This window comes from Oceanobacillus piezotolerans (assembly GCF_003665065.1).
Classification (GTDB): Bacteria; Bacillota; Bacilli; order Bacillales; family Amphibacillaceae; genus Oceanobacillus; species Oceanobacillus piezotolerans.
In genome coordinates this window covers 102,328-124,386 of sequence record NZ_RCHR01000001.1, presented here as the reverse complement: position 1 = coordinate 124,386, position 22,059 = coordinate 102,328, and the positions used below count along the sequence as shown (strand labels likewise).

Genomic DNA, 22,059 nt, shown 5'->3' with positions numbered 1-22,059 from the left:
GTTCTTTCATTGCCGTTAGGTTTAATTACTTGTTATTCATTAATACCATAATCTCTCTAAAAATGCAAACCCCTTCCTAATTTCCCATTCAACAGAAATTATACTTATGCTATAATATAGAAAGAATTTTAGGGGGTTTTTCTATGAAGATAAAAGAACTTTTCCATAGATGGCGAGAGAAAATCAAATCTATCGGAAATGCTATAAATGAGATTCCTTTTGCGAAAATATTCAAAAGACAGTGGCAAACAGGAAAAATACAACGGAGCTCTCGCATTACATACGATATTATTTGGAATATCATTTTATTCTTTTTAATTGTTAGTTTCATCGGTATGTTCTTTATTGGCGGAATTGGGTTTGGTTATTTTGCATCCCTTGTAAAAGATGAACCCCTCCGCAGTCAAGCCGAAATGGAGAATGATATTTATAATTACGCGGAGACATCAAAGCTTTACTTCGCTGACGATATCTATATAGGTGATATACGTTCTGACCTTTTGAGAGAAGAAACCACTTTAGATAAAGTCTCTCCAATGCTTCTTCAGGCAGTTACTGCCACAGAGGACGAATACTTTAAAGAACACCATGGTGTTGTTCCTAAGGCAATTTTCCGAGCGTTATTCCAGGAAATTACGAATGCTAGTATGCAATCCGGGGGCAGCACATTAACACAACAATTAATTAAAAATCAGGTTCTGACCAACGAAGTTTCATTCGAACGAAAGGCTAAAGAAATCCTCTTAGCTCTTCGCTTAGAGCAATTTTTAGACAAAGATCAGATTTTGGAGGCATATTTAAACATCGTTCCTTATGGCCGTAATGCTTCTGGTGATAATATTGCGGGGGTGCAGACTGCGGCACAAGGTATATTTGGTATTAATGCGAATGAAGTCAACCTTGCTCAAGCAGCCTATTTAGCTGGATTACCTCAAAGTCCTTCCTATTATACTCCTTTTGAGAATACAGGTGGTTTAAAGGATAAAGAAGGATTACAACCAGGTCTTGACCGAATGAAAGTTGTACTCAATAGAATGCTAGATATGGGGCATATAACCGAGAAGGAATATAAAGAGGCAATAGACTACGATATTGTTGCTGATTTTATAGAGCCAACTCCTAAGCCGTTGGACCAATATCCATATTTAGTTAGAGAACTACAAATAGAAGCAAAAGAACTGATTAAGGAAATGCTGATTGAAAAAGAAGGCTATACTTTAGAAGAAGTAAAAGCTGATGATGAATTAAACTTAGAGTTTGAAGAGCTTGCTGGTCAAGCTCTCGAGAACAATGGCTATCGTATCCATTCAACCATTGACAAGGAAATTTATGATACGTTTCAAGAGGTTGCTAAGAACTTTAAACAATATGGACCTGATACCGTTACAACATTAAAGAATTCGGAGGGTCAAACATATACAGTACAACAGTCTGTTCAGGCTGCTGCCATCTTAATTGACAACAAAACTGGCCGAATTATTAGCTTCTTGGGTGGCCGGGAATTTAGTGAAGAGGATCAAACAAACTATGTTAAGGCCTTACGATCAAATGGCAGTACGATGAAACCACTGCTTGTTTATGCACCAGCATTGGAAAAAGGGATTATTCAGCCTGGTACACCAATAGCTGATATTCCAACCACATTTAGTGGCGGGTATTCTCCTAACAACTTCGACTTGAGGTATCACGGGATATTATCAGCACGAGATAACTTAAAAGATTCTTTCAATATTCCTGCGGTTAAACTCTATACGAAGGTAATGAATGATAATCCAGTTGAACAATATCTGGAGAAGATGGGAATTACTTCTTTGGGCGAAAATGAATACCAAAACGCATCATTAGCATTAGGCGGGACATCTGTAGGTATTTCATTAGAAGAAAATACAAATGCGTTCACTACCTTTGCAAATGCTGGTAAATTTAATGATGCCTATATGATTGAAAAAATAACAACAGTGGATGGCGAAGTAGTTTATGAGCATAAACCAGAACCTGTTGAAGTATTTAGTCCACAAACAAGTTATTTAATGGTAGATATGATGCGTGATGTTATCTCAAACGGATCTGCTACCTACCTAAATTCACAGCTTCGATACTCCGGAGTAGATTGGGCAGGTAAAACGGGTACCTCTCAAAATGTGGAAAACGTCCATTTTGTTGCTAGTAATCCAAATGTAACCATGGGATCATGGCTGGGATATGAATATCCTGACTCATTAAGGTGTGACTCCTGTGAGATATACCATAGTAATCGAAACATGAAACTTTGGGCTGAGCTGATTAATGCAGCTACAGCTATTAATCCAGAATTATTGGCTCCACAAGAAAACTTTGCACAGCCTGAAGGTATTGTTTCAAGAAGCTATTGTCAAATTTCCGGAATGCTGCCATCTGACCTCTGTGCTGATGCAGGCCTAGTTAAAACCGATATATTCAATGCGAAGTTTGTTCCTACACAGACGGATAATAGCTTAGTCCGAGCACAACAAATCTTAATAGATGGAAGAGCATTACCACCTGGTGCAAATGCACCTGATGAATTTGTACGCGGAAATGGGTTAATGTTTAACCCAGAATGGTTCAAAAACCAAGGCTACGATAGACTTTCGGATCCAACACAGCTATATCCAAATAAAGAACGCGAGAAATGGGAGAGAATTGCTTTTCCAGGCGCGAGTAGACAGGCTACCATAGAGGATGATGGCAAAGCTCCTGCTGCACCAGAACTAACCGTTTCCGGCAGTAATTTAACATGGAATATGCCAGCAAAAGATGTCGTTGGATACCGTGTTTACCGGGCAGATAGTCCAGATGGCAATTTTACTTTAATCGAGAGTACCACTTCTACAAGCTTCCAGGCCGGTAACGGATATGCTAGTTACCGAGTTAGAGCAGTAGACTTTACAGGAAAGGAGTCTAATCCATCTAACCCTGTAACAGTAGGTAAAGCTCCTGAAAAAGAACCACCGAAAGAAGAAAAAGAAGAGCCTGCTAAGGAGCCTGCAGAAGAAAAAGAAGAGAATGAAAATGAGAATAATAACGATGCAGCCAGTGAAAGCAATGAAAATAATAATGAGAGTGAGCCAGAACAGGATACACCAGAAGAAGAGAATGATAGTAATACCGAAGAAGAAAATAGTGAAAATGAATAGTTAATGAACATAGATGGATTGGATTACCCAATCCATCTTTTTTACATTTTATGCTTTTTTATTTTCCACTATATATAATACTAAAAATATTCTTGGAATTAATGTATACTAAAGAAAGAAGATTGAGCCAATTAGGTGGTGAATGTATGGAACACATTAAAACGTATCATTCAATGGAATTAGAAACTTCGGAACAACAAATGATCACTATTGAAGGTCCCTTGTCATCAAACCAATTAAGACAATATGATTTTCATGGACAACTAACCGCTTTTCGCCCCGCTCCAAAGCAGTTTGAGGCTTTATTGAGTATTGCCGACTTTCCTGAAGGGAGAATCATTATAGCAAGAAAGAACAATATGATTATTGGTTATGTAACATACCTGCATCCAGATCCACTTGAAAGATGGTCTAAGTTTAATATGGAAGATTTAATGGAGTTGGGAGCAGTAGAGGTTATACCGGCCTATCGTGGCGCAAAAATAGCTTCCAATTTATTAAAGGTTGCAATGATGGATGAATATATGGAAAACTACATTATTATTTCCACAGAATATTATTGGCACTGGGATCTGGATGGAACGGGGTTAAGTATCTGGAATTATCGTAAAGTCATGGAAAAAATGATGGCAGCTGGTGGATTGCTTCCTGCCCCAACAGATGATCCAGAGATCATATCCCATCCGGCAAACTGCTTAATGGTCCGAATTGGTAAAAATGTTTCACACGAGTCGATTAAGCAGTTTGATACATTACGATTTTTAACGCGTCATCAAAATCGCAACATGAGGGAGGGATTATAATGTTAGTGGAAGAAATTATGAGAACGGAAGTTATTACTTTAAAAGCCAACGATACGATTAAGGAAGCAGTGCATTTATTGCAGGTGAACCGGATTCGTCATATTCCCATTGTGGATGAAGAGCATCACGTCGTAGGAATAGTATCAGACCGGGATGTTCGAGATGCAAGTCCCTCCATCCTATTGAAGAATCATGATACACGAGAACTAGATAATGAACTGCATACTATTATGAGTTCACCTGTCATTACGGTGCATCCGCTGGATTTTGTAGAAGAAATAGCTAAAGTTTTTTATGATAAAGAAATTGCATGCCTTCCCGTTGTGAATCATGGCAGGTTAGTTGGAGTGGTCACTGAAAAGGACATGTTATATACCTTCATCCAATTAACTGGAACAAATGTACAAAGTTCATTAATCGAAGTTAAAGTTCCAGACATCCCTGGGATTATTCCTGAAGTAACACAGATTTTTGGGAGGAGAAAGGTAAATATAGCCTCTATTCTTGTATACCCGTATAAAAAGGATACACAATATAAGATACTTGTTTTTCGTGTTCAAACAATGAATCCTATGCCATTAATTCAAGATCTTAGGCAAGCTGGTTATGCCTTATTATGGCCAAATAATATACCGGAGCCAAAGCTATGAAGAAAAATGCAGTCTTTGTTTTTTCAGATGATGTGATGAAGTATCATTTCCATGATGAGCACCCATTCACCCAAAAAAGAGTCTTACTATCGAAGGACTTATTAGAACATTCTGGAACACTAATGACGGATGATATTCTCCCCCCTCGTATTGCTACGGAAGAAGAAATAGGTCTTATTCACGACTATGCATATATCGATGCAGTGAAAAGAGCTGGTAAGGGAAAATTGAGCGACGAAGAAAAATACAAATATGGTCTTGGAACGGAAGACACTCCAATCTTTCGTAATATGCATGAAGCTTCCAGTATGCTGGTTGGGGCCACACTTGCTGCTGTAGATGCAGTTCTAACGAATCGTGCAGACCATGCTTTAAATCTAGCTGGTGGGCTCCATCATGGGTTTAAAGGAAAAGCATCTGGTTTTTGTATCTATAATGATGGTGCAATTGCCATTGCTTATATCCGTAAAAAATACAATCTGCGAGTCTTGTATGTCGATACTGATGCACATCACGGGGATGGTGTACAATGGTCTTTTTATGAAGATCCAAATGTATGCACTCTTTCCATCCACGAGACTGGCCGGTATCTTTTTCCCGGAACAGGAAATGTAAGTGAGCGCGGCATTAAAGAAGGGCATGGTTACTCCTTTAATTTGCCAATTGATGCATTTACTCAGGACGAGTCTTATATACAATTATATGAATCCGCTTTCCGAGCTGTAATTGATTTTTTCCGACCAGATATCATTGTTACACAAAATGGTGCTGATTCTCACTTTTTGGACCCTTTAACCCATCTATGTGCTAGTATGCAAATCTACGAGAAAATTCCGCTGTTAGCTCATGAACTAGCGCACCAATACTGCGGAGGCCGCTGGATAGCCCTTGGTGGCGGTGGTTATGACGCTTGGCGAGTAGTTCCACGAGCATGGTCACAAATATGGAATGTTATGAGACACGATCATATAGAAACAGGGGAACTTCCAACAAAATGGATAGAAAAATGGCAACCCCACTCTCCTTTCACCTTACCAAAATACTGGCATGATGAAGAGGAGAAGCTGCCTACCATTCCTAGAAAAAAAGAGATAGAAGAAAAAAACCAGCAAATCCTAGAAGGAGCCTTAAAATATACGAAAAGAGTAGAAAAAAAATAGAAGACTTATTTTGCATCACTTTAAGAAATGCATTCCTTACACTTCTACTTGGGGTTTGATATTATCACTGCTATATTTCTGTTGATAATAAAATGGTCAGCCTTTTTTGACTGACCAACTTATTATTCTTATTCAATTCATTACTAGTGAATGAATGGTTTGTTTACCGGAAAGAATGATAGATTCCTCCACTAGTATATCCATTGGGTCGATACAATAATTTTTAATCTCTTCACTAATAGGAAGACATGATAATTCTGTGCACCCGAGGATGACACACCTGCAGTTTTCGCGGTAAATCATATGCTTCACTATTTCTTCAAATTCCTTCTCATCCGCCACACCTGCTTTATAGTTATATATAACTTGCATGATGTTTCTTTGAATAGCTGGTTCGGGATGGTATGCTTCTAAATTAAACTGTTGACCTGAATTACAATAGATTCTCGATCTTATCGTTCCATCTGTAGCTAGGATGGCAATTTTACTATAATCACCATAGAGTTGATGGATATATTCAGTCGTTTTCTCCACCATATTAATAATATGAACACTAGTCATATCCTGCATTTCCTTATAATAAAAATGAGATGTATTACAAGGGATGGCTATATTCTCCACCCCTATATCTTCTAATAATTTGATATCTTTTCTTATAACTTTAAGGAAATTTTGTCCTGTATTTGTTATTATTGCATTTGTTCTGTCCGGAATAGTAGCATGGTTCAAAATAATGGTGTCTATATGATCTTGATCTTTCTCTGCTGCTGTATTTTTAACTAGCTTTGCTAAAAATACAGATGTTGCCATTGGCCCCATTCCTCCGATAACTCCTAGCATCTTTCCTTGCATTATTTCACCGCCATTATAATAAAATTCAATATTGCTCCCTTTTATTCAGGTTAACTGGCTGTAAGAGCCGCTTCCAGAATTCAGGTTAAATTTCACTTTATCTCTTCCCAACCCGCCTAACAGCTTTAAATGCCATTAACTTAGTGTAGTATAATGCTGGTTTAGGATCTGTCCTGTCCCAAAAGGCATGAATCTTAGGTCGTAAGAAGGAAAGTATAATTTGCTTTATAGTCAATTGACCTGTTTTTAAATAATTCCGAATCGCTAACATATCTTCATAAACATACCAGAACGTTCTGTTTGTTGTTTCCGTTAAGGCTTTCGGTTCTAGTGGCTCTCCAGTTAATTCTTTATAGGTAATGTAAGGAAAATTAATACCAACTTTATATAATAGTTGGTTGAAATTTGTTATTCTCGCATTTATTTCGATTAAGTAAAAATTTCCTGTTTCAGCATCTTTTTTAAATTCAATCTCTGCGAATCCCTTATATCCAATTGCCTCAAGAAAAGTAGCTCCAATATCATATAATTCTGGTATATATTTTTGCGATGTATATACACTTGCACCAAAGTTAATTGGGTACTGACGCTGTTTCTGGCAGGTCACCCAATGTGTTACCTTGGATTCTTGATTCAAATAAGCATCAAACGTATGCATATGATCATCAAAACCAGGGATGATTCGTTGAATAATGACTTCGAGACCTGCTTCCTTCGCCTTCTCCACTGAAGCATATAGCTCTTCCATATTGTTTACTTTAAAAAGCTTCTTACGAAATACGCTAACAAATGTTGGTGAGTCTACCGGCTTTACTAAACAGGGGAACTTGATAGTTTCTTCAATCTTTTTCTCAAAATCTACTTCATCCACCCTGACCGTCTCTGGCACTCTAACTCCATGCTTTTCTGCTAGTTGATGTAATTTATCCTTATTCATAATCCTTGTATAAAGACCCTGCTCTGTTTGAGGGATTAAATAATATTCCTTTAAATCTGGTAAATATTCATCAATAACCTCTACATATGAATCGTGACAGGGAATTAGAACCGGCTTCATTTCTTGTTTTTTAGCATAATTAATGAGTGCCCCAATAAATTGTTCCTTTTCTTTCTTATAGTGCGGAACAATCACCTGCTCTTTACAGTATTTTGATCTGACACCATATCTCTCTTCATCAGAATAATCCATTGCTACCGTATGAATACCTTGTGAACCTAAACATCTTATAGTACTTAAGCCAATATAATAATTATTGCCTAATATGACCGCCTTATTATTCATTCCATCTTCTCCCCAATGTAATAGTTAAGTTGAACCAATTTATATAACCTAATGAATTTTCTCTATATTCCTAAATTATACTACATTGGGCGCACTTCTACCACCCAATATTTGGTAAGTAGAAAAGTAATATCTAAGCATTTAATCCCATTTAGTGTAATCATATAAAGATTTTAACTATGAAGAAACGGTACCGGTTAAATAATATTAGACATAATAAATTCTTCTCGATATAATTACAAGGTAAGAATCCAGAAACAAAAATTGTTCTATTATACACACTCTCTGTGTATTCTTATATTTAGTTAACAAGCATTGGTCATATACAGATTGTAAGGAGCGATAACAATGTTAGGATCTTTAATTTTAGAAGGATTAAAATTTGAAGTTTTACAAGGTCAACTCAATCAGGAGATAAATTCCGTTACATATGATTCAAGAGAAGTTAAAAACGATAGCATGTTTGTTGCCATCACCGGCTATACAGTAGATGGACATCATTTTATAGAAAGTGCTATAGATGCTGGTGCTTCTGTTATTGTATGCGAAAAACCGTTTACTTCAGATAAAGGTGTTACTGTTATAAAAGTAGATAATTCCAGAAAAGCTTTAGCTAGGATCTCTAGTAACTTTTATGGAAATCCATCAGAGAATTTGAAGTTGATTGGAATAACAGGCACGAATGGAAAAACATCAACCAGCTATTTTGTTAAATCAATTTTTGACCAATCCAACAGACCCTTTGCATTAATTGGTACAATAGGTACCGTCATAAATAATGAACTAACTAAAAACGATAATACTACCCCAGAATCTTTAAGACTTCAATCTCTTTTCAGACAAATGGTAGATGCAGATGTTGACAATTGTATGATGGAAGTCTCTTCTCATGCACTTAGTTTAGACAGGGTATCTTATACAGACTTTAATATAGGCATTTTTACAAACCTTACTCCAGATCATTTGGAACTGCATAAAAACATGGAAGAATATTTCCTGGCAAAAGCAAAATTATTTAAAATGACTAGTGATTATAACATTATAAATAATGAAGATTACTATGGTAAAAAGTTAGTCGAAATGTTAGAAAAGGAAAAAGCAAATTTAATAACCTATGGTTTAGACGATTCTGCTGATATATATGCAACTAATCTGGATTACAACTTTAATTACACTTCATACACGGTAAATACACCAAGTGAAAAAATTGAAGTAAAAGTTAATTTCCCCGGAGAAATATATGTATTGAACAGTTTGGCGGCTATCGCATGTGCGTATTACAGTGGATTTGATTTAGAAACCATTAAAAAAGGCATCGAAAGCGTGACAAACATTAATGGAAGATTTGAAGTCGTTTATGAAGAGGATGATTTCAAAGTTATAGTAGACTTCGCTCACACAGAAGATGCATTACAAAAATTATTATCTACTGTTCGTCCATTTGTTAAAGGACGAATCATTTTAGTGTTTGGTGTATATGCTGATTTAAGTAAACAAGGTACAGAGAAAAGATTTGGAATGGCGCGTGTGGCTGCAGAATATGCAGATTTATCTATTATCACTTTAGATAATCCTAAGAATAATAATCCTGAAACGATTATGAGCGAAACAATAGAATCCATGAATAAGAATAAGGGTAAATATAAGGCATTGTATAATCGTCAAGAAGCAATTGAGTATGCAATTAGTGAAAGTAATAAAAATGATGTAGTAATTATTGCCGGTAAAGGCCATGAACGTACTCAAATAATAGGGGATAGAGAGATCCCATTTAATGAGAAAGAAATTGTATTACATGCAATGGAAGAAAAAAAAGCAAATGCCCATTCTATAAAATAGAGTTAACAGATACATGATTTCATAAGAGTAAATCTTCAGTAATGAATGGTATTCTTTCCTATTACTGATTTGACAATAAATCGTTCAGTCATACCTATGTTATTCGCTCAAGGCACAGAATGTGATAAAGTGCCTTGAGCGATTTTTTAGGCATTTCCTGTGCCTAAGAGTTATAAATCCTTACTCTCTATTTACTCATATGTCATGGTATTGTGTTAGAATACTATTATAACTAAACATAGCTGCATTTTAGAGAAAAAAGTCGTTAGATAAGGTATTAAAACGGCGCTTTAGCACTTCATGATAATCATGCTATGCGCAAGGCTCTTTCTCTTCGCTAGTTTTCATCAAGGAGGATTTTATGCAACAGCAGAATTTTTTACCAGTAATTGTCGGCACGGATATGAATGCCTATAATATGGCAATTTCTTTTCACGAGGCATATGGAATTCATCCAGTGTTAGTAGGAAAAGAAAATTTAGCATTTACCATGTACAGCTCCATCCCATCAGCAATCGAAATAAATGAAAATCTTTGGGATCGTGATATATTTGTTCAGGTTCTTGAAAAGGTTGCAAAAAAATATGAAAAACCAAATCAAAAACTAATACTAATTGGAACGAATGATTTTTATGTTCGACTAATTATTGAAAATCAGCAAACATTACGCAATTGGTATGTATTTAATTATATAAGTGAAGAACTCATGAATAACCTGCTTGTTAAAAAAGACTTTTATAAATTATGTAAAGAATACGGGCTTGATATCCCAGCAACTTATTTTTACAGCTGTAAAGAAAAGGGGAAATTTACTGGCGAGGTGCAATTCCCTGTCATCATCAAGCCAAGTAACGGTGTTCAATATTATAAACATAAGTTCGATGGACAACAAAAGGTGTATCGTGTAGAATCGCATGATGAGATACATCAGGTAATAGATAAAGTGAATGCCAGTGGATATGAAGATGATTTAATTATTCAAGATTATATCCCTGGTGATGACACTTATATGTGGGATTCTGTTTTCTATGTTAGTTCAAAAGGAAAATCACAGCTTGGGACACTTGCTCAAGTTGTTCTTCAAGAACATACAGTTACAGCAATTGGAAATTACACTGCTTTAATTACTCGATATAATGAGGAATTAATAGATAAACTTCAAGGCTTCCTAGAAGCAATTGGGTATCAAGGCTTTGCTAATTTTGATTTGAAATACGATGAACGAGATGGAAAGTATAAAGTCTTTGAAGTGAATATTCGCCAAGGACGTTCAAGCTATTACACTACAGCTTGCGGGCATAATATGGCTGTTTATTTTGTGGATGACCTTATTAAAAACGTAGACAAGCCAATGACTAAGCTAAACACGAACTATTTATTCACTGTTGTACCGAAAATCGTACTCAAGAAATTTGTAACAAACAAGAAAATAAATAGAGAAATCCGTCAGCTTCTCAGGAATGGGAAATGGGGAAATCCTATGTTCTATCGGAAAGACCGCAGCTGGAAACGAAAGTTTTACCTACTAATGCGGCAAGTGAATTATTATAAGAAATATAAGAATAACAATTGGTAAAAAAAAAGAGGCTCTGAAGCCTCTTTTTCTTCATTAAAATAACGAGTGTATTATCTTATTAATATTCCGGGCAAAATGCGGCAAGTTAATATTTTTACGAAGCCAAAGTACTAGATTATGTACGTGTATTATTCTTCCAGAATTACAATTTCTACTCTTCTGTTTTTCATCATGTTTGCTTGGGTATCATTCGGTGCAAGTGGCTGCGTTTCTCCATATCCCGCTACAGTAAATCGCTCAGGGTTAATATTAAACTCTTCGATAAAGAAACGAACGACAACACTTGACCTTGCCCCAGAAAGCTCCCAGTTGGAAGGATAAAGATAGCTATTTATCGGACGGCTGTCTGTATGTCCTTCTACTTTTACTGGATTTCCTATTCCTGAAATTAAGATTCCTACTCTTTCAAGAAAAGGAATCCCTTCATTTAATATCTCAGCCTGCCCTTCCTCAAATAAAATGCTATCCTGTAGTATTAATTCCACTCCTTGTGATGTGCGGTTTGCAGTAATGACACCATTTAGATCATTGTCATCCAAGTATGTTTCTACTTCTTCCAATAAGTCATTTAATGTGTCATCTTCCACCCCTGTTAAGTCTTCTTGCAAATCAGTCTTGCTATTTTCCGAATCAGCTGGTTTTTCAAATTCATCAGAATTTGGATCCTTTTCTTCTTCAACATGAACAGTATGATCTGTTGGATGATCGAGTGGTACTGCAGAAGGAAGAAAATCAAATATCATCCGGTTCTGAAAGGATTCTGAAATCGCATCAAATTTTTCTTGGTCCACCTGTGACATAGAGAATAATAAAATAAAGAATACCAGGATAAGAGTTACCATATCTGAATAAGTTACCATCCATTTAGGCGCACCACTCTGATTCAACTTTTTCCTTGGTCTACGCTTCATTTATGCTCTCTCCCATGAATTCAGCAGCATCATCAGCTTCCAGCTTCCGCTTGTGTTTATTAGATAGAAATGCACTTAATTTCTCCTCTAGAATTCTAGGATTTTGTCCCGATTGGACACCGATAATCCCCTCAATCATAATTTGTTTAAGAAATACTTCTTCGTCTGTTTTAGCTTCGAGTTTGCTTGCCATTGGGATAAACACTAAATTGGCAAGTACTGTACCATATAAAGTTGTTAAAAGAGCTATTGCCATACTTGGACCAAGTGTCTCAGGACTCGCTAAGTCATTCAACATAAGAACAAGCCCGATTAAAGTTCCTATCATTCCCCAGGACGGCGCATATTCCCCGGCTTTCTCAAGGATAGTTCTGCCCCTGAAGTGTCTATCTTCCATTGCTGTTATTTCCGTTTCCATAATATCCTTTATTACTTCTGATTCTAGCCCATCTACAACAAGTAAAATGCCTTTTTTAATAAATGGATCATCAATTGATTCCAATTCATTTTCCAATGCGAGAATACCTTCTCTTCTTGCTTTTTCCGCTAGTCGGACGAACAGTCGAATCAATTCAGGTAGCTGATTATCGTTTTTATATAGTGCTTCCTTTATTATTTTTCCTGTTAGCTTTATCTGCTCCATTTTAAAAGAGATTAACAATGAAGCCACTAATCCACCCAGAACGATAAGTATACTGGCAATATCAAAAAACGAAGCAAGACCATTAGATTCTCCATTAGAGACTATTGCTAGCATAATTAATATAAATCCTAACGTAATACCAAAAGGAGTCAGTATGTCTCTTTTTTTCATCTCAGATCGCCCCAAACGTTTAGAAATGACAAAAAATAGATGCACTTAATTTTACATCTATTTTTATCTTATATCGGAATTATTATTATAGAGTTGAATCTCTAATTTCAATTCTGTGAGGTAAGATAACATTCTTTTCATCTACCTCTTCTTTATTCATATATTTCGTTAACAGGCGCATTGCAACTGCCCCGATATCGTACATTGGTTGTACAACTGTTGATAAAGTAGGACGAATCATGGTAGCAAGCCTTGTATTATTAAAACCAAATACTTGTATATCTTCTGGAACTTTATAACCTGCATCCTGCGCCCCATGGATAACACCTAATGCCATTTCATCAGAGGCTACAAATATAGAAGAAGGCCTTTCATCCAGTGCAACAAGCTGCTTTATCGCTTCGATACCTGACTCATAAGAATAGTCCCCTTCTACAATTAGTTCTTCATTTACCGTCAGATTTGCTTCTTCCAGTGCACGTTTATATCCATTAAATTTGTATCGATTTATACTGCTTTCTTCCCCCCCAGTTACAAAAGCAGGACGTTTATCTCCCTTTTCCAGAAGATACTTAGTTGCTTCATAGGAAGCCGCTTCATAATCAATGTTTATAGAAGCCATTTCTTTCGTATCATCATATGTTGCTGCCAGTACAATGGGAACATTGGATGTCTTGAATTGTTGAATATGCTCTTCTGTAATAGTACCGCCCATGAAGAGAATCCCATCCACTTGCTTCTCAAGCATCGTATTAATCAATTTTAATTCTTTATCTTTGTTCTGATCAGAATTACTCAAAATGACATTATATTTATACATTGTCGCAATATCCTCTATACCTCTGGCTAATTCTGAGAAGAATATACTTGAAATATCCGGAATAATTGCTCCAACAGTTGTTGTCTTTTTACTTGCTAATCCACGAGCTACAGCATTTGGTCGATATCCCAGTCGCTCAATCGTTGCCAATACCTTTTTTCTAGTAGTTGGTTTCACATTCGGGTTACCATTCACAACGCGAGAAACGGTAGCCATCGATACATTAGCCTCTCTTGCTACGTCATATATTGTTACAGTCATCTAATTTCCTCCTAAAATCATACGTAATTCCTCTTCAATAGTTTATATATCTCTAGTTTATATCATACTCTACCATGGAAAAAAATACAAAAGAAAGTTCACCATAACACAAGCGAATGTATATTTAATAATAAAAGAGACTATTCATTCATTATGAATAGTCTCCCCTTTTTCTTATTTTAAACGATTTTCTATATCTTTTAATTCTTTAAAGAAGCTATCGAAAGTTGGAATGTCCATCTGTTGAGCTGAGTCAGATAATGCAACAGCGGGATCTGGATGAACTTCAGCCATTACCCCATCTGCTCCGATAGCGAGTGCTGCTTTTGCAGTTGGAAGAAGCAGATCACGTCGCCCAGTTGAATGGGTAACATCCACCATGACTGGCAAATGTGTTTCCTGTTTAAGTACTGGAACAGCAGAAATATCTAATGTATTTCTAGTTGCCGTTTCGTATGTTCTAATTCCACGCTCGCATAGGATAATATTTCCATTCCCTCTAGAGATTATGTATTCAGCTGCATTAATAAACTCTGAAATAGTAGCTGAGAGTCCACGTTTTAGAAGTACTGGTTTATCAACATCCCCTGCAGCTTTCAATAATTCAAAGTTCTGCATGTTTCTTGCACCAATTTGAATAACATCAAGATAATCTACTGCCAGTTCTAAATCTTTAGGTGTTACAATTTCACTTATTACAGCTAGATCATACTCATCAGCTACACGTTTAAGAATTTGTAAACCTTCTAGACCAAGGCCTTGGAAGTCGTAAGGGGAAGTTCTTGGCTTAAAAGCACCCCCACGCATTAATTTAAGACCCTTGCTCTTAAGAGATTCAGCTACAGCTGCTGTCTGCTCATAGCTTTCCACCGCACATGGCCCAAACACATAATTCACATTGCCATTACCAACTTTTGTTCCTTTAATATCGACCACCGTATTTTCTGGCTTCTTCTTACGGGAAACCAATAAAGCCTTGCGATGGTCATCTTCTTGTAATTCAAGTCCCGCCTTAAAGATTTCTTTAAAGATATGGTTAATGGTAGAATCCTCAAATGGCCCATTATTATTTGCAGTAATTAAGTCCAGCATTTCTCTTTCCCTAACAGGGTCAAATTTCTTCGTGCTTTGTTTGCTCTTTACTTGTCCAATTTGTTGAACCAACTCTGCTCTGCGATTAATAGATTCTAAGATTTCAAGGTTAACTTCATCCAACTGCTTTCTAAGTTGTTCCATTTCATTACTCATCCCTACCTACGCCCCCTGAAGAATTTATATTATAATAATTAGTGACAATTATAGCGAAATTTCTTTCATTTGTCACCATTAAGTTTATAATTAAAATAAAACTTAATGTCTATCAAGCTATTTCAATATATTATTGTCCCATCAAAGGAGTTAATCATATGGATAATCTTACTTTTGCATTAGATATTGGAACAAGGTCAGTAACAGGAATTATTTTAGAGAAACAAGATAATAATACATATTCCGTGAATAATTATTGTACAAAGGAACATAAAGATAGATCAATGCGGGATGGGCAAATCCATCATGTCGTTAAAGTCGCAGAAGTTATTCAAGAAGTCAAAGACGAGTTGGAAAACAGGTCAGGAACGACACTTGATAGCGTTTGTGTCGCAGCAGCCGGCAGAGCACTGAAAACAATGGAGGCGTCTGCACACATCGAGCTAAATCAAAAACCGATTACAGAAATAGAAACCATAAAACATTTAGAGCTTAGTGCTGTACAAGCTGCACAGGAGAAATTAGCTAATCAAGAAGATGCGGGAAATTACACCAATTATTATTGTGTTGGCTACTCTGTTGTTTACTATAAACTTGATTCTGAAAAAATAGGTTCCTTATTGGATCAAAGTGGCAAAGAAGCTTCTGTTGAAGTTATTGCAACCTTCTTACCAAAAGTAGTAGTAGAATCCCTTCTTGCAGCACTTTCTCATGCAGGCTTGGAAATGGATGCATTAACTCTTGAGCCTATTGCAGCTATACAAGTGCTTATTCCAGAATCCATAAGACGATTAAATGTTGCACTAGTTGATATAGGCGCTGGAACGAGCGACATTGCTATTACGGATAAAGGTACTGTAGTTGCTTATGGAATGGTACCAGTTGCAGGAGACGAGATTACAGAAGCAATTAGCGACACATACTTGCTCGATTTTCCGATTGCAGAGAAAGTAAAGAGAGAAATCGTAGAACATGGTCAAGCAATAACAGAGGATATTTTAGGTTTTGAGACAACTATCACTTACAATAAGTTAATAGAGGATATAAGAAAGCCAGTTAAACAACTTTCTAAACAAATAGCAAATGAAATAATAAAACTTAACGGCAGTAAATCACCGAAAGCAGTAATGTTAATCGGTGGAGGCAGTTTAACACCTGAAATTAATAACGTTCTAGCAAAAAAACTAGATTTAACCGATAACCGAGTTGCCATACGAGGTTTAGATGCCATTCAAAGCTTAAAGCAATCAGACAGGATGCCAAAAGGACCTGAGTTTGTTACACCAATTGGAATTGCGATTGCAGCAAAAGAGAATCCAGTTCATTATATAACAGTAAATGTAAACGGGATGCTCATTAGATTATTCGAAATGAAAACCCTCACTGTGGGAGATTGCCTGGTACAAGCCGGAATTGAACTGCAGAAATGGTACGGGAAACCTGGAATGGCTCAAATTATTACCGTAAACGGAAAGGAAGTTACTTTACCTGGTGAGTTTGGAGAGCCTCCAACTATTCAATTAAATGGTGAGCATGCACAAGTGGATACCTTTATTACCAGTGGTGATGAAATAACAATTACAAAAGGACAGGATGGCAATGGCGCATCTGTTACATTATTTGAGTTAATTGGGGAGATGCCAACTACGACCATTTTTTATAATAACAAAGAAACGAATTTAACTACGAAAGTCTTTGTTAACAATGAAAAGGCTGAGATGAACTATATAGTTAAAGATAATGACACTATTAATTTTCACCAAGTTAAAACGCTCCAGCATTTCTTGGAAGAAGTGTCTGTTCCACCTATCAGCAATGCTTTTGCAATTTATGTCAATAATAAAGAGGTTCATCTTCCTATGGCTGAAACAGGAATCTTCGTAAATAATAAAAAGGTATCTCTTGACTACGTGCTGAGACACCATGACCGTGTGACAGTGAACAGTGCTAAAAGCCCGATGGTAAAGGATGTAATCATACAATTAAAAGATTCTTGCTGGAAGACAGCTACTGTAACCTTCAATGGACAGTTAATACAATTAAAACAACCATTGTATAGAATGACACGTAACAGCCAAGAACTCGATTTTGCAAGCCAGGTCTATATGAATGATCAACTGCAAATAGAGGAAATTACAGAGCAACCATTTATATTTCAAGATGTTTTTAGATATGTAGATATTGATCTTACTAATGTAAATGGTTCTTTTCATATCTTAAAAAATAAGGAAGCCACTTCGTTTGACGCCATCATTCAAACCGGTGATGAACTGGAAATAACCTGGGATATGAACTGATAAAGTGAAAATTAACTTAAAAAGGTATCTCAAAAGGGTAATTGAATTGCCTTTTGAGACACCTTAGTTGGTTTTTATGCCTTTTTCTCTGTTTCAAGTTTTGTTACATTGTTTACTTTTACATCTTGATTCGTATCAGCAACAACACCTTCTGCATCTAATGTAGAAGCTGCATTCGGCTGTTTCACTTTGTCTTTTACTGTTTTAGTTAAGTCCTGTGTTTTTTGTGCGACATTCTTACCTAATTGAGAGGTAGTATCCATTGCTCGTCGTTTAAACTCAGAAGTAGTTGTATATGCTTTATCCTTTAAATCAGAACCTTTTACTTGTGCGACGTCTACCCACTCACTAGCTCGGCCCTTCACTTCCACGGCGCCTCTATTAATATCATTTCTTAAGTCTTTTCCGGATTTAGGAGCAAAGATTAATGCAACAGAAGCTCCCACAATTGAACCTACTAATGTACCAATAACGAAGTCTTTTGTATTAATATTATTATCACTCATGATATTCCTCCTATTTCTCTTTTTTATTTTTTCTATTGCTTACATAGTCTACAATCGCTGCTCCCCACTTGACCGCTTGGGCAGTCTTTTCCTGTTCTTCTCTGGAAGTATGGGAAATAGCGTTTGAAATTTCTTTTACAGAATAGCTGAAGTCTTTTAATGAGTCACCTATTCCTTTCGCTCCATCAAATAGTGTGTCCAACTTAGATGTTTTCTCATTCATATCATCGGCTATGCGATTCGTTTTCGTTAGTAATTGTGTTGTTTCTGACGTAACGCCTTCTACCTGCTTTTCAAGACTTTGAAGTGTTTCTGTTACTTCTGAAAGTGTTTCTCTTGTTGTTTTAAGGGTTACAACCACATAATAAACTAAAACAACAAATGCAATAACAGCAATAAATGCTGCAATATACAATAGTATTTCCATTTTTCAGTCTCAGCTCCTCACATAAGAATTAGACATTGCTATATGCAGCACCTGAATAGTTGGATCCATTGTGAATTTAATTGATATAATTAGTAATTCCCTCTTCTCGATAACTTCAAACGATATTTCTTAACCATTTACTTAATAAAGTTAAAATTCATTATTTCAAGCAGTTAAAAGAAGTATCAAGAATATGAAAAACTAACTTTCGCTAACACGAGCGAAATGCAAGTTATGTATTAAGATGGAACCATCTGCGTGCTTTATTTATAGTATATCTGTTTATCCAAACAAATTCGATAGTTTGCTCTTTTTCTGGCAAAAAATTTTTTAATTTAAATAAAAGAGTCCGAATAAATCAGACTCTTTTAAGTATAGTAGAGCTTATTCCACTGCTAAATACTGTAGCCAAATAGCTCATTTTCTATTGTTATTGTATAGACTTGTCAAGAAGTGTTTCTTCATAGGCTTTTTGGAATTTTTGAATGTCGCCAGCACCCATGAATATTAAAACACTATCCTCAAATTTCTTTAATACAGAAGTGTTTTCCAGCTCTATAACCTCACTGTCAGGTATTAATACCTGCAGATTTTGAATAGAAAGGCTACCCGATCCTTCACGTGCAGAGCCAAATATGTCGCAAAGATATACATTATCTGCTCCACTTAAGCTATCTGCAAACTCCTGTAGAAATGTTTTTGTTCTTGTAAACGTATGTGGTTGAAATATCGCTACAATATGTTTGTTGGGATATTTCTTTCTTGCTGATTCAATCGTTGCTGTTATTTCCTTTGGATGGTGAGCATAATCGTCTATCAAGATTTGTGTACCTAGCTTTTTCTCTGTGAATCTGCGCTTCACACCAGGGAAAGAAGTAAGATTCTTAATATCGTCTGACTTAATGCCTTCATAATGGCAGATTGCTATCACTGCTAAAGCATTTAATACAGTATGGTTTCCATACATAGGAATTGTAAACGTATCATAATACGTGTTACGAACAAACACATCAAACGTAGTTCCTTCTTCTGATTCTCTCAAATTCTTTGCTATAAAGTCATTTGTATCTGCAAAACCATAATAAACAACAGGAACTTTCGCTTGAATTTCTTGCAGGTATTCATCATCACCACAAGCAATAATTCCTTTTTTCACACGGTCAGCCATGGATTGAAAAGCTTTACAAACGTCTTCTATACTTGTGAAATAATCAGGATGATCAAAGTCAATATTTGTCATGATTGCATAGTCTGGTTCATAGCTTAAAAAGTGTCTACGATATTCACAGGCTTCAAATACAAAATACTCACTATTCACGTGTCCGCTTCCCGTACCATCACCAATTAAGAAGGAAATAGGAAAGGCTTGGTTTAAAACGTGAGATAATAATCCTGTTGTCGACGTTTTTCCATGAGCACCTGTTACGGCAATACTTGTATACTGCTTTAGCCATTCACCTAAAAATTCATGATATCTATAGAAAGTACATCCTAATTCTTTTGCTCTTGCTATTTCTTCATGTTCATCTGAAAATGCATTACCAGCAATAACCGTATAGTCTTCTTTTATATTTTCTTTAGAAAAGGGCAGGATAGGAATATTTTTTCCTTCTAAGGCATCTTGTGTAAAAAAGCGCTTTTCCACATCAGAACCCTGTACGTTTTCTCCAGAATCATGGAGAATTTGAGCAAGTGCACTCATTCCCGTTCCCTTAATACCAATAAAATGGTAAGTTGTCATAAAACGAACCTCCAACATGTTCATCAAAAGAATTTCATCACATTTATTAGAAAAACCTTATTCACTCTTATTAGGCAAATCAATAGTTTTTCTCAAACTTGGTACTTAAAGATTTTTCCGCCAGTATATGGCATTGCAAAAAAATTATCCGTACCTAAGTTAAATGTAAACGACCACGTGTAATTATATCAAAGTTTTCATGTGAATAAAATAATAAAGTAAAACTTCTTTCTGGTTACTCAAAGTTTGCAGCTGTGAGAAATTCTTTTTTCACATATAAAGTGAAACTTCTCTTGCTTTCAGGGTTCTTTTATCCCCCATGTTGAGCGTCAGCATTACAAGGAGAGAACCGGAAGGCCTTAAGTGTTTCAGAAGGTCTGCAGTCCCCCATTCGAATAAAATTCTTCTTGTAAAGGATAACCTAGTGCCTGATTTCTTAATTCATTTATTTTTTTCCAGTAGTGTAACAGAAATTTGCTTTTGCCGGCATTTAAACTAAAAATAATGATATCTATATGGCCAGCCTGTTAATCATGTGCTCGTATATTTTAATCTTCTTTAACAGGAATATAATTAACCTTTTCCAACCGGGAATTAGGTCTGTACCTTCTACCTTCTTTTGCTTCTGGTTGACCGTTTAGCAAGACAAGATCACCTGTAAAGCCAATATTTAGACTTAAGAGGCTTCTCCCCACACCATACATGTCCACAGGTACATTCTTCTCTTCAAATTCTCTTATTCGTTTTTCAGTAAAGCCTCCGGTAGCCATAATCTTCACTGAAGTAAAACCTTCATCGTCTAATGCTTTCCTTAATGCAAACAATAGTTCAGGATTTACACCTCGGGGATCAAAGGCTCCCATTAAATGCTGATTTCTTAAGAAATATCGGTCAACAAGGGTACGGGATGTATCAAGTCTGACAGAACTTAATTTATCACCAAATGCTCTAGCTACTTTTAAAGAGTCTGTAATGACGTCATTGTTGTAATCCACTAGGGCAGCTAATTCATCATTAGGATATACTTCATGATATGCTTGGGTTGCTGCCACAACATCTCCTTTAAACATCTGAATAAGGGCATGTGGCATGGTTCCCATTCCTTCTTTGCCCCACCACTCATTCATTGCGTGTGTAGCTTGGGCAGTGGAACCACCTATAAAGGCTGCGTATCCATCACCAGCTTGCGTCGTGTAATGATCATCCCTGTCTCCCATAAAAACAACCGGTTTTTGCCTTCCAGCTGACTTAGCGGCTTTTACAACATTGTATACATTTGTTGCCACAGATGTTCTTCTAGCAAGGATTCCATCGATAATTCCTTCTAAATATCCGAAATCTTGATATCGCCCAGATATGGTCAGTACTGTTTCAAAAGGTTCTATTTTGTCTCCATCTTTTAATGAATGGATTTCCAATGATTCTGGATTATTCGCGAAAGAATGAAGCAATGCAATAACTTCGTCTGTACCACAAAGGACAGCATTTTCTTTTTGAAAAAATTGCATTGTAACATGATTATCCGGAATCTTTTCTTCAGCGATTTTTTTTGTTTTCAAAAAATAAACAGCGGAAAACCATCCCTCTTTTATCCTTGGGTCAAATTTAAACGTTTTATTAGTTAAACGATCAATCTCACCCTTCATTTTTAATTCAAATTCTTTCGTCATAGCAAGTTTCTCCTTTTTCTGTGAAGTCCTACACCAAACTATAATAT

General features: G+C 36.2%; 17 protein-coding genes and 1 other annotated feature (1 of these 18 only partly in view). Of the genes, 7 read left to right on the top strand and 10 right to left on the bottom strand.

Annotation, left to right across the window (positions count from 1 at the left end; translation table 11 throughout):
- Positions 1-19: a binding site (T-box leader), on the bottom strand; it reaches 195 nt to the left of the window's first position.
- Positions 20-143: 124 nt separating this feature from the next.
- From D8M04_RS00610 to D8M04_RS00595, 4 genes are all read left to right on the top strand, one after another.
- Positions 144-3,155 (top strand): transglycosylase domain-containing protein, encoded by a 3,012-nt coding sequence (locus D8M04_RS00610; protein WP_121520371.1) that lies wholly within the window; start codon positions 144-146, stop codon positions 3,153-3,155.
- Between the two features lie 146 nt (positions 3,156-3,301).
- On the top strand, positions 3,302-3,958 hold the full coding sequence (locus D8M04_RS00605) for a GNAT family N-acetyltransferase (protein ID WP_121520369.1): 657 nt from the start codon (positions 3,302-3,304) through the stop codon (positions 3,956-3,958).
- On the top strand, positions 3,958-4,608 hold the full coding sequence (locus tag D8M04_RS00600; RefSeq protein WP_121520367.1) for an acetoin utilization AcuB family protein: 651 nt from the start codon (positions 3,958-3,960) through the stop codon (positions 4,606-4,608). Before D8M04_RS00605 ends, D8M04_RS00600 begins: the two co-directional genes overlap by 1 nt.
- Positions 4,605-5,768 (top strand): acetoin utilization protein AcuC, encoded by a 1,164-nt coding sequence (locus D8M04_RS00595; protein WP_121520365.1) that lies wholly within the window; start codon positions 4,605-4,607, stop codon positions 5,766-5,768. Before D8M04_RS00600 ends, D8M04_RS00595 begins: the two co-directional genes overlap by 4 nt.
- Before the next feature lie 132 nt (positions 5,769-5,900).
- Here the strand turns inward: D8M04_RS00595 and D8M04_RS00590 are convergent, their stop codons facing one another.
- Positions 5,901-6,620, bottom strand: a complete 720-nt coding sequence (locus D8M04_RS00590) for an aspartate/glutamate racemase family protein (protein WP_121520363.1) — start codon at positions 6,618-6,620, stop codon at positions 5,901-5,903.
- Between the two features lie 97 nt (positions 6,621-6,717).
- Positions 6,718-7,902 carry a carboxylate--amine ligase gene (locus D8M04_RS00585; RefSeq protein ID WP_121520361.1) on the bottom strand — a complete coding sequence of 395 codons (1,185 nt, stop codon included), beginning with the start codon at positions 7,900-7,902 and terminating at the stop codon, positions 6,718-6,720.
- Between the two features lie 348 nt (positions 7,903-8,250).
- Between D8M04_RS00585 and D8M04_RS00580 the strand changes: the two genes are divergently transcribed.
- A complete protein-coding gene (locus D8M04_RS00580; RefSeq protein ID WP_121520359.1) occupies positions 8,251-9,741 on the top strand; it encodes a UDP-N-acetylmuramoyl-L-alanyl-D-glutamate--2,6-diaminopimelate ligase in 1,491 nt (496 codons plus the stop codon).
- Between the two features lie 361 nt (positions 9,742-10,102).
- Entirely contained in the window at positions 10,103-11,317 is a 1,215-nt protein-coding gene (locus tag D8M04_RS00575) for a carboxylate--amine ligase (RefSeq protein WP_121520357.1), read from the top strand.
- Positions 11,318-11,445: 128 nt separating this feature from the next.
- Here the strand turns inward: D8M04_RS00575 and motS are convergent, their stop codons facing one another.
- The 4 genes from motS to D8M04_RS00555 form a co-directional block, all read right to left on the bottom strand.
- Positions 11,446-12,228 carry a flagellar motor protein MotS gene (motS, locus tag D8M04_RS00570; RefSeq protein ID WP_121520355.1) on the bottom strand — a complete coding sequence of 261 codons (783 nt, stop codon included), beginning with the start codon at positions 12,226-12,228 and terminating at the stop codon, positions 11,446-11,448.
- Entirely contained in the window at positions 12,218-13,042 is an 825-nt protein-coding gene (motP, locus tag D8M04_RS00565; protein WP_121520353.1) for a flagellar motor protein MotP, read from the bottom strand. The genes motS and motP overlap by 11 nt, the downstream gene beginning before the upstream one ends.
- Before the next feature lie 85 nt (positions 13,043-13,127).
- Entirely contained in the window at positions 13,128-14,123 is a 996-nt protein-coding gene (gene ccpA, locus D8M04_RS00560; protein ID WP_121520351.1) for a catabolite control protein A, read from the bottom strand.
- Positions 14,124-14,297: 174 nt separating this feature from the next.
- Entirely contained in the window at positions 14,298-15,371 is a 1,074-nt protein-coding gene (locus D8M04_RS00555) for a bifunctional 3-deoxy-7-phosphoheptulonate synthase/chorismate mutase (RefSeq protein ID WP_121520348.1), read from the bottom strand.
- Between the two features lie 158 nt (positions 15,372-15,529).
- On the opposite strand from D8M04_RS00555, the gene D8M04_RS00550 reads away from it, so the two are divergent.
- Complete coding sequence (locus tag D8M04_RS00550) at positions 15,530-17,668, top strand: cell division protein FtsA (protein WP_121520346.1); 2,139 nt, start codon at positions 15,530-15,532, stop codon at positions 17,666-17,668.
- Positions 17,669-17,742: 74 nt separating this feature from the next.
- Here D8M04_RS00550 and D8M04_RS00545 read toward each other — a convergent pair whose 3' ends face one another.
- The 4 genes from D8M04_RS00545 to D8M04_RS00530 all read right to left on the bottom strand — a co-directional run bounded on the left by D8M04_RS00545 (position 17,743) and on the right by D8M04_RS00530 (position 22,012).
- Positions 17,743-18,174: a YtxH domain-containing protein gene (locus D8M04_RS00545; protein WP_121520344.1), complete on the bottom strand. Its 432-nt coding sequence runs from the start codon at positions 18,172-18,174 to the stop codon at positions 17,743-17,745.
- Positions 18,175-18,184: 10 nt separating this feature from the next.
- The gene (locus tag D8M04_RS00540; RefSeq protein ID WP_121520342.1) at positions 18,185-18,601 is read right to left on the bottom strand and encodes a DUF948 domain-containing protein; all 417 of its coding nucleotides are present in this window, start codon (positions 18,599-18,601) and stop codon (positions 18,185-18,187) included.
- A 430-nt stretch (positions 18,602-19,031) separates the two neighbouring features.
- The gene (murC, locus tag D8M04_RS00535) at positions 19,032-20,342 is read right to left on the bottom strand and encodes a UDP-N-acetylmuramate--L-alanine ligase (RefSeq protein WP_121520341.1); all 1,311 of its coding nucleotides are present in this window, start codon (positions 20,340-20,342) and stop codon (positions 19,032-19,034) included.
- Positions 20,343-20,890: 548 nt separating this feature from the next.
- Positions 20,891-22,012 (bottom strand): nicotinate phosphoribosyltransferase, encoded by a 1,122-nt coding sequence (locus D8M04_RS00530; RefSeq protein WP_121520340.1) that lies wholly within the window; start codon positions 22,010-22,012, stop codon positions 20,891-20,893.
- Positions 22,013-22,059: the final 47 nt, after the last annotated feature.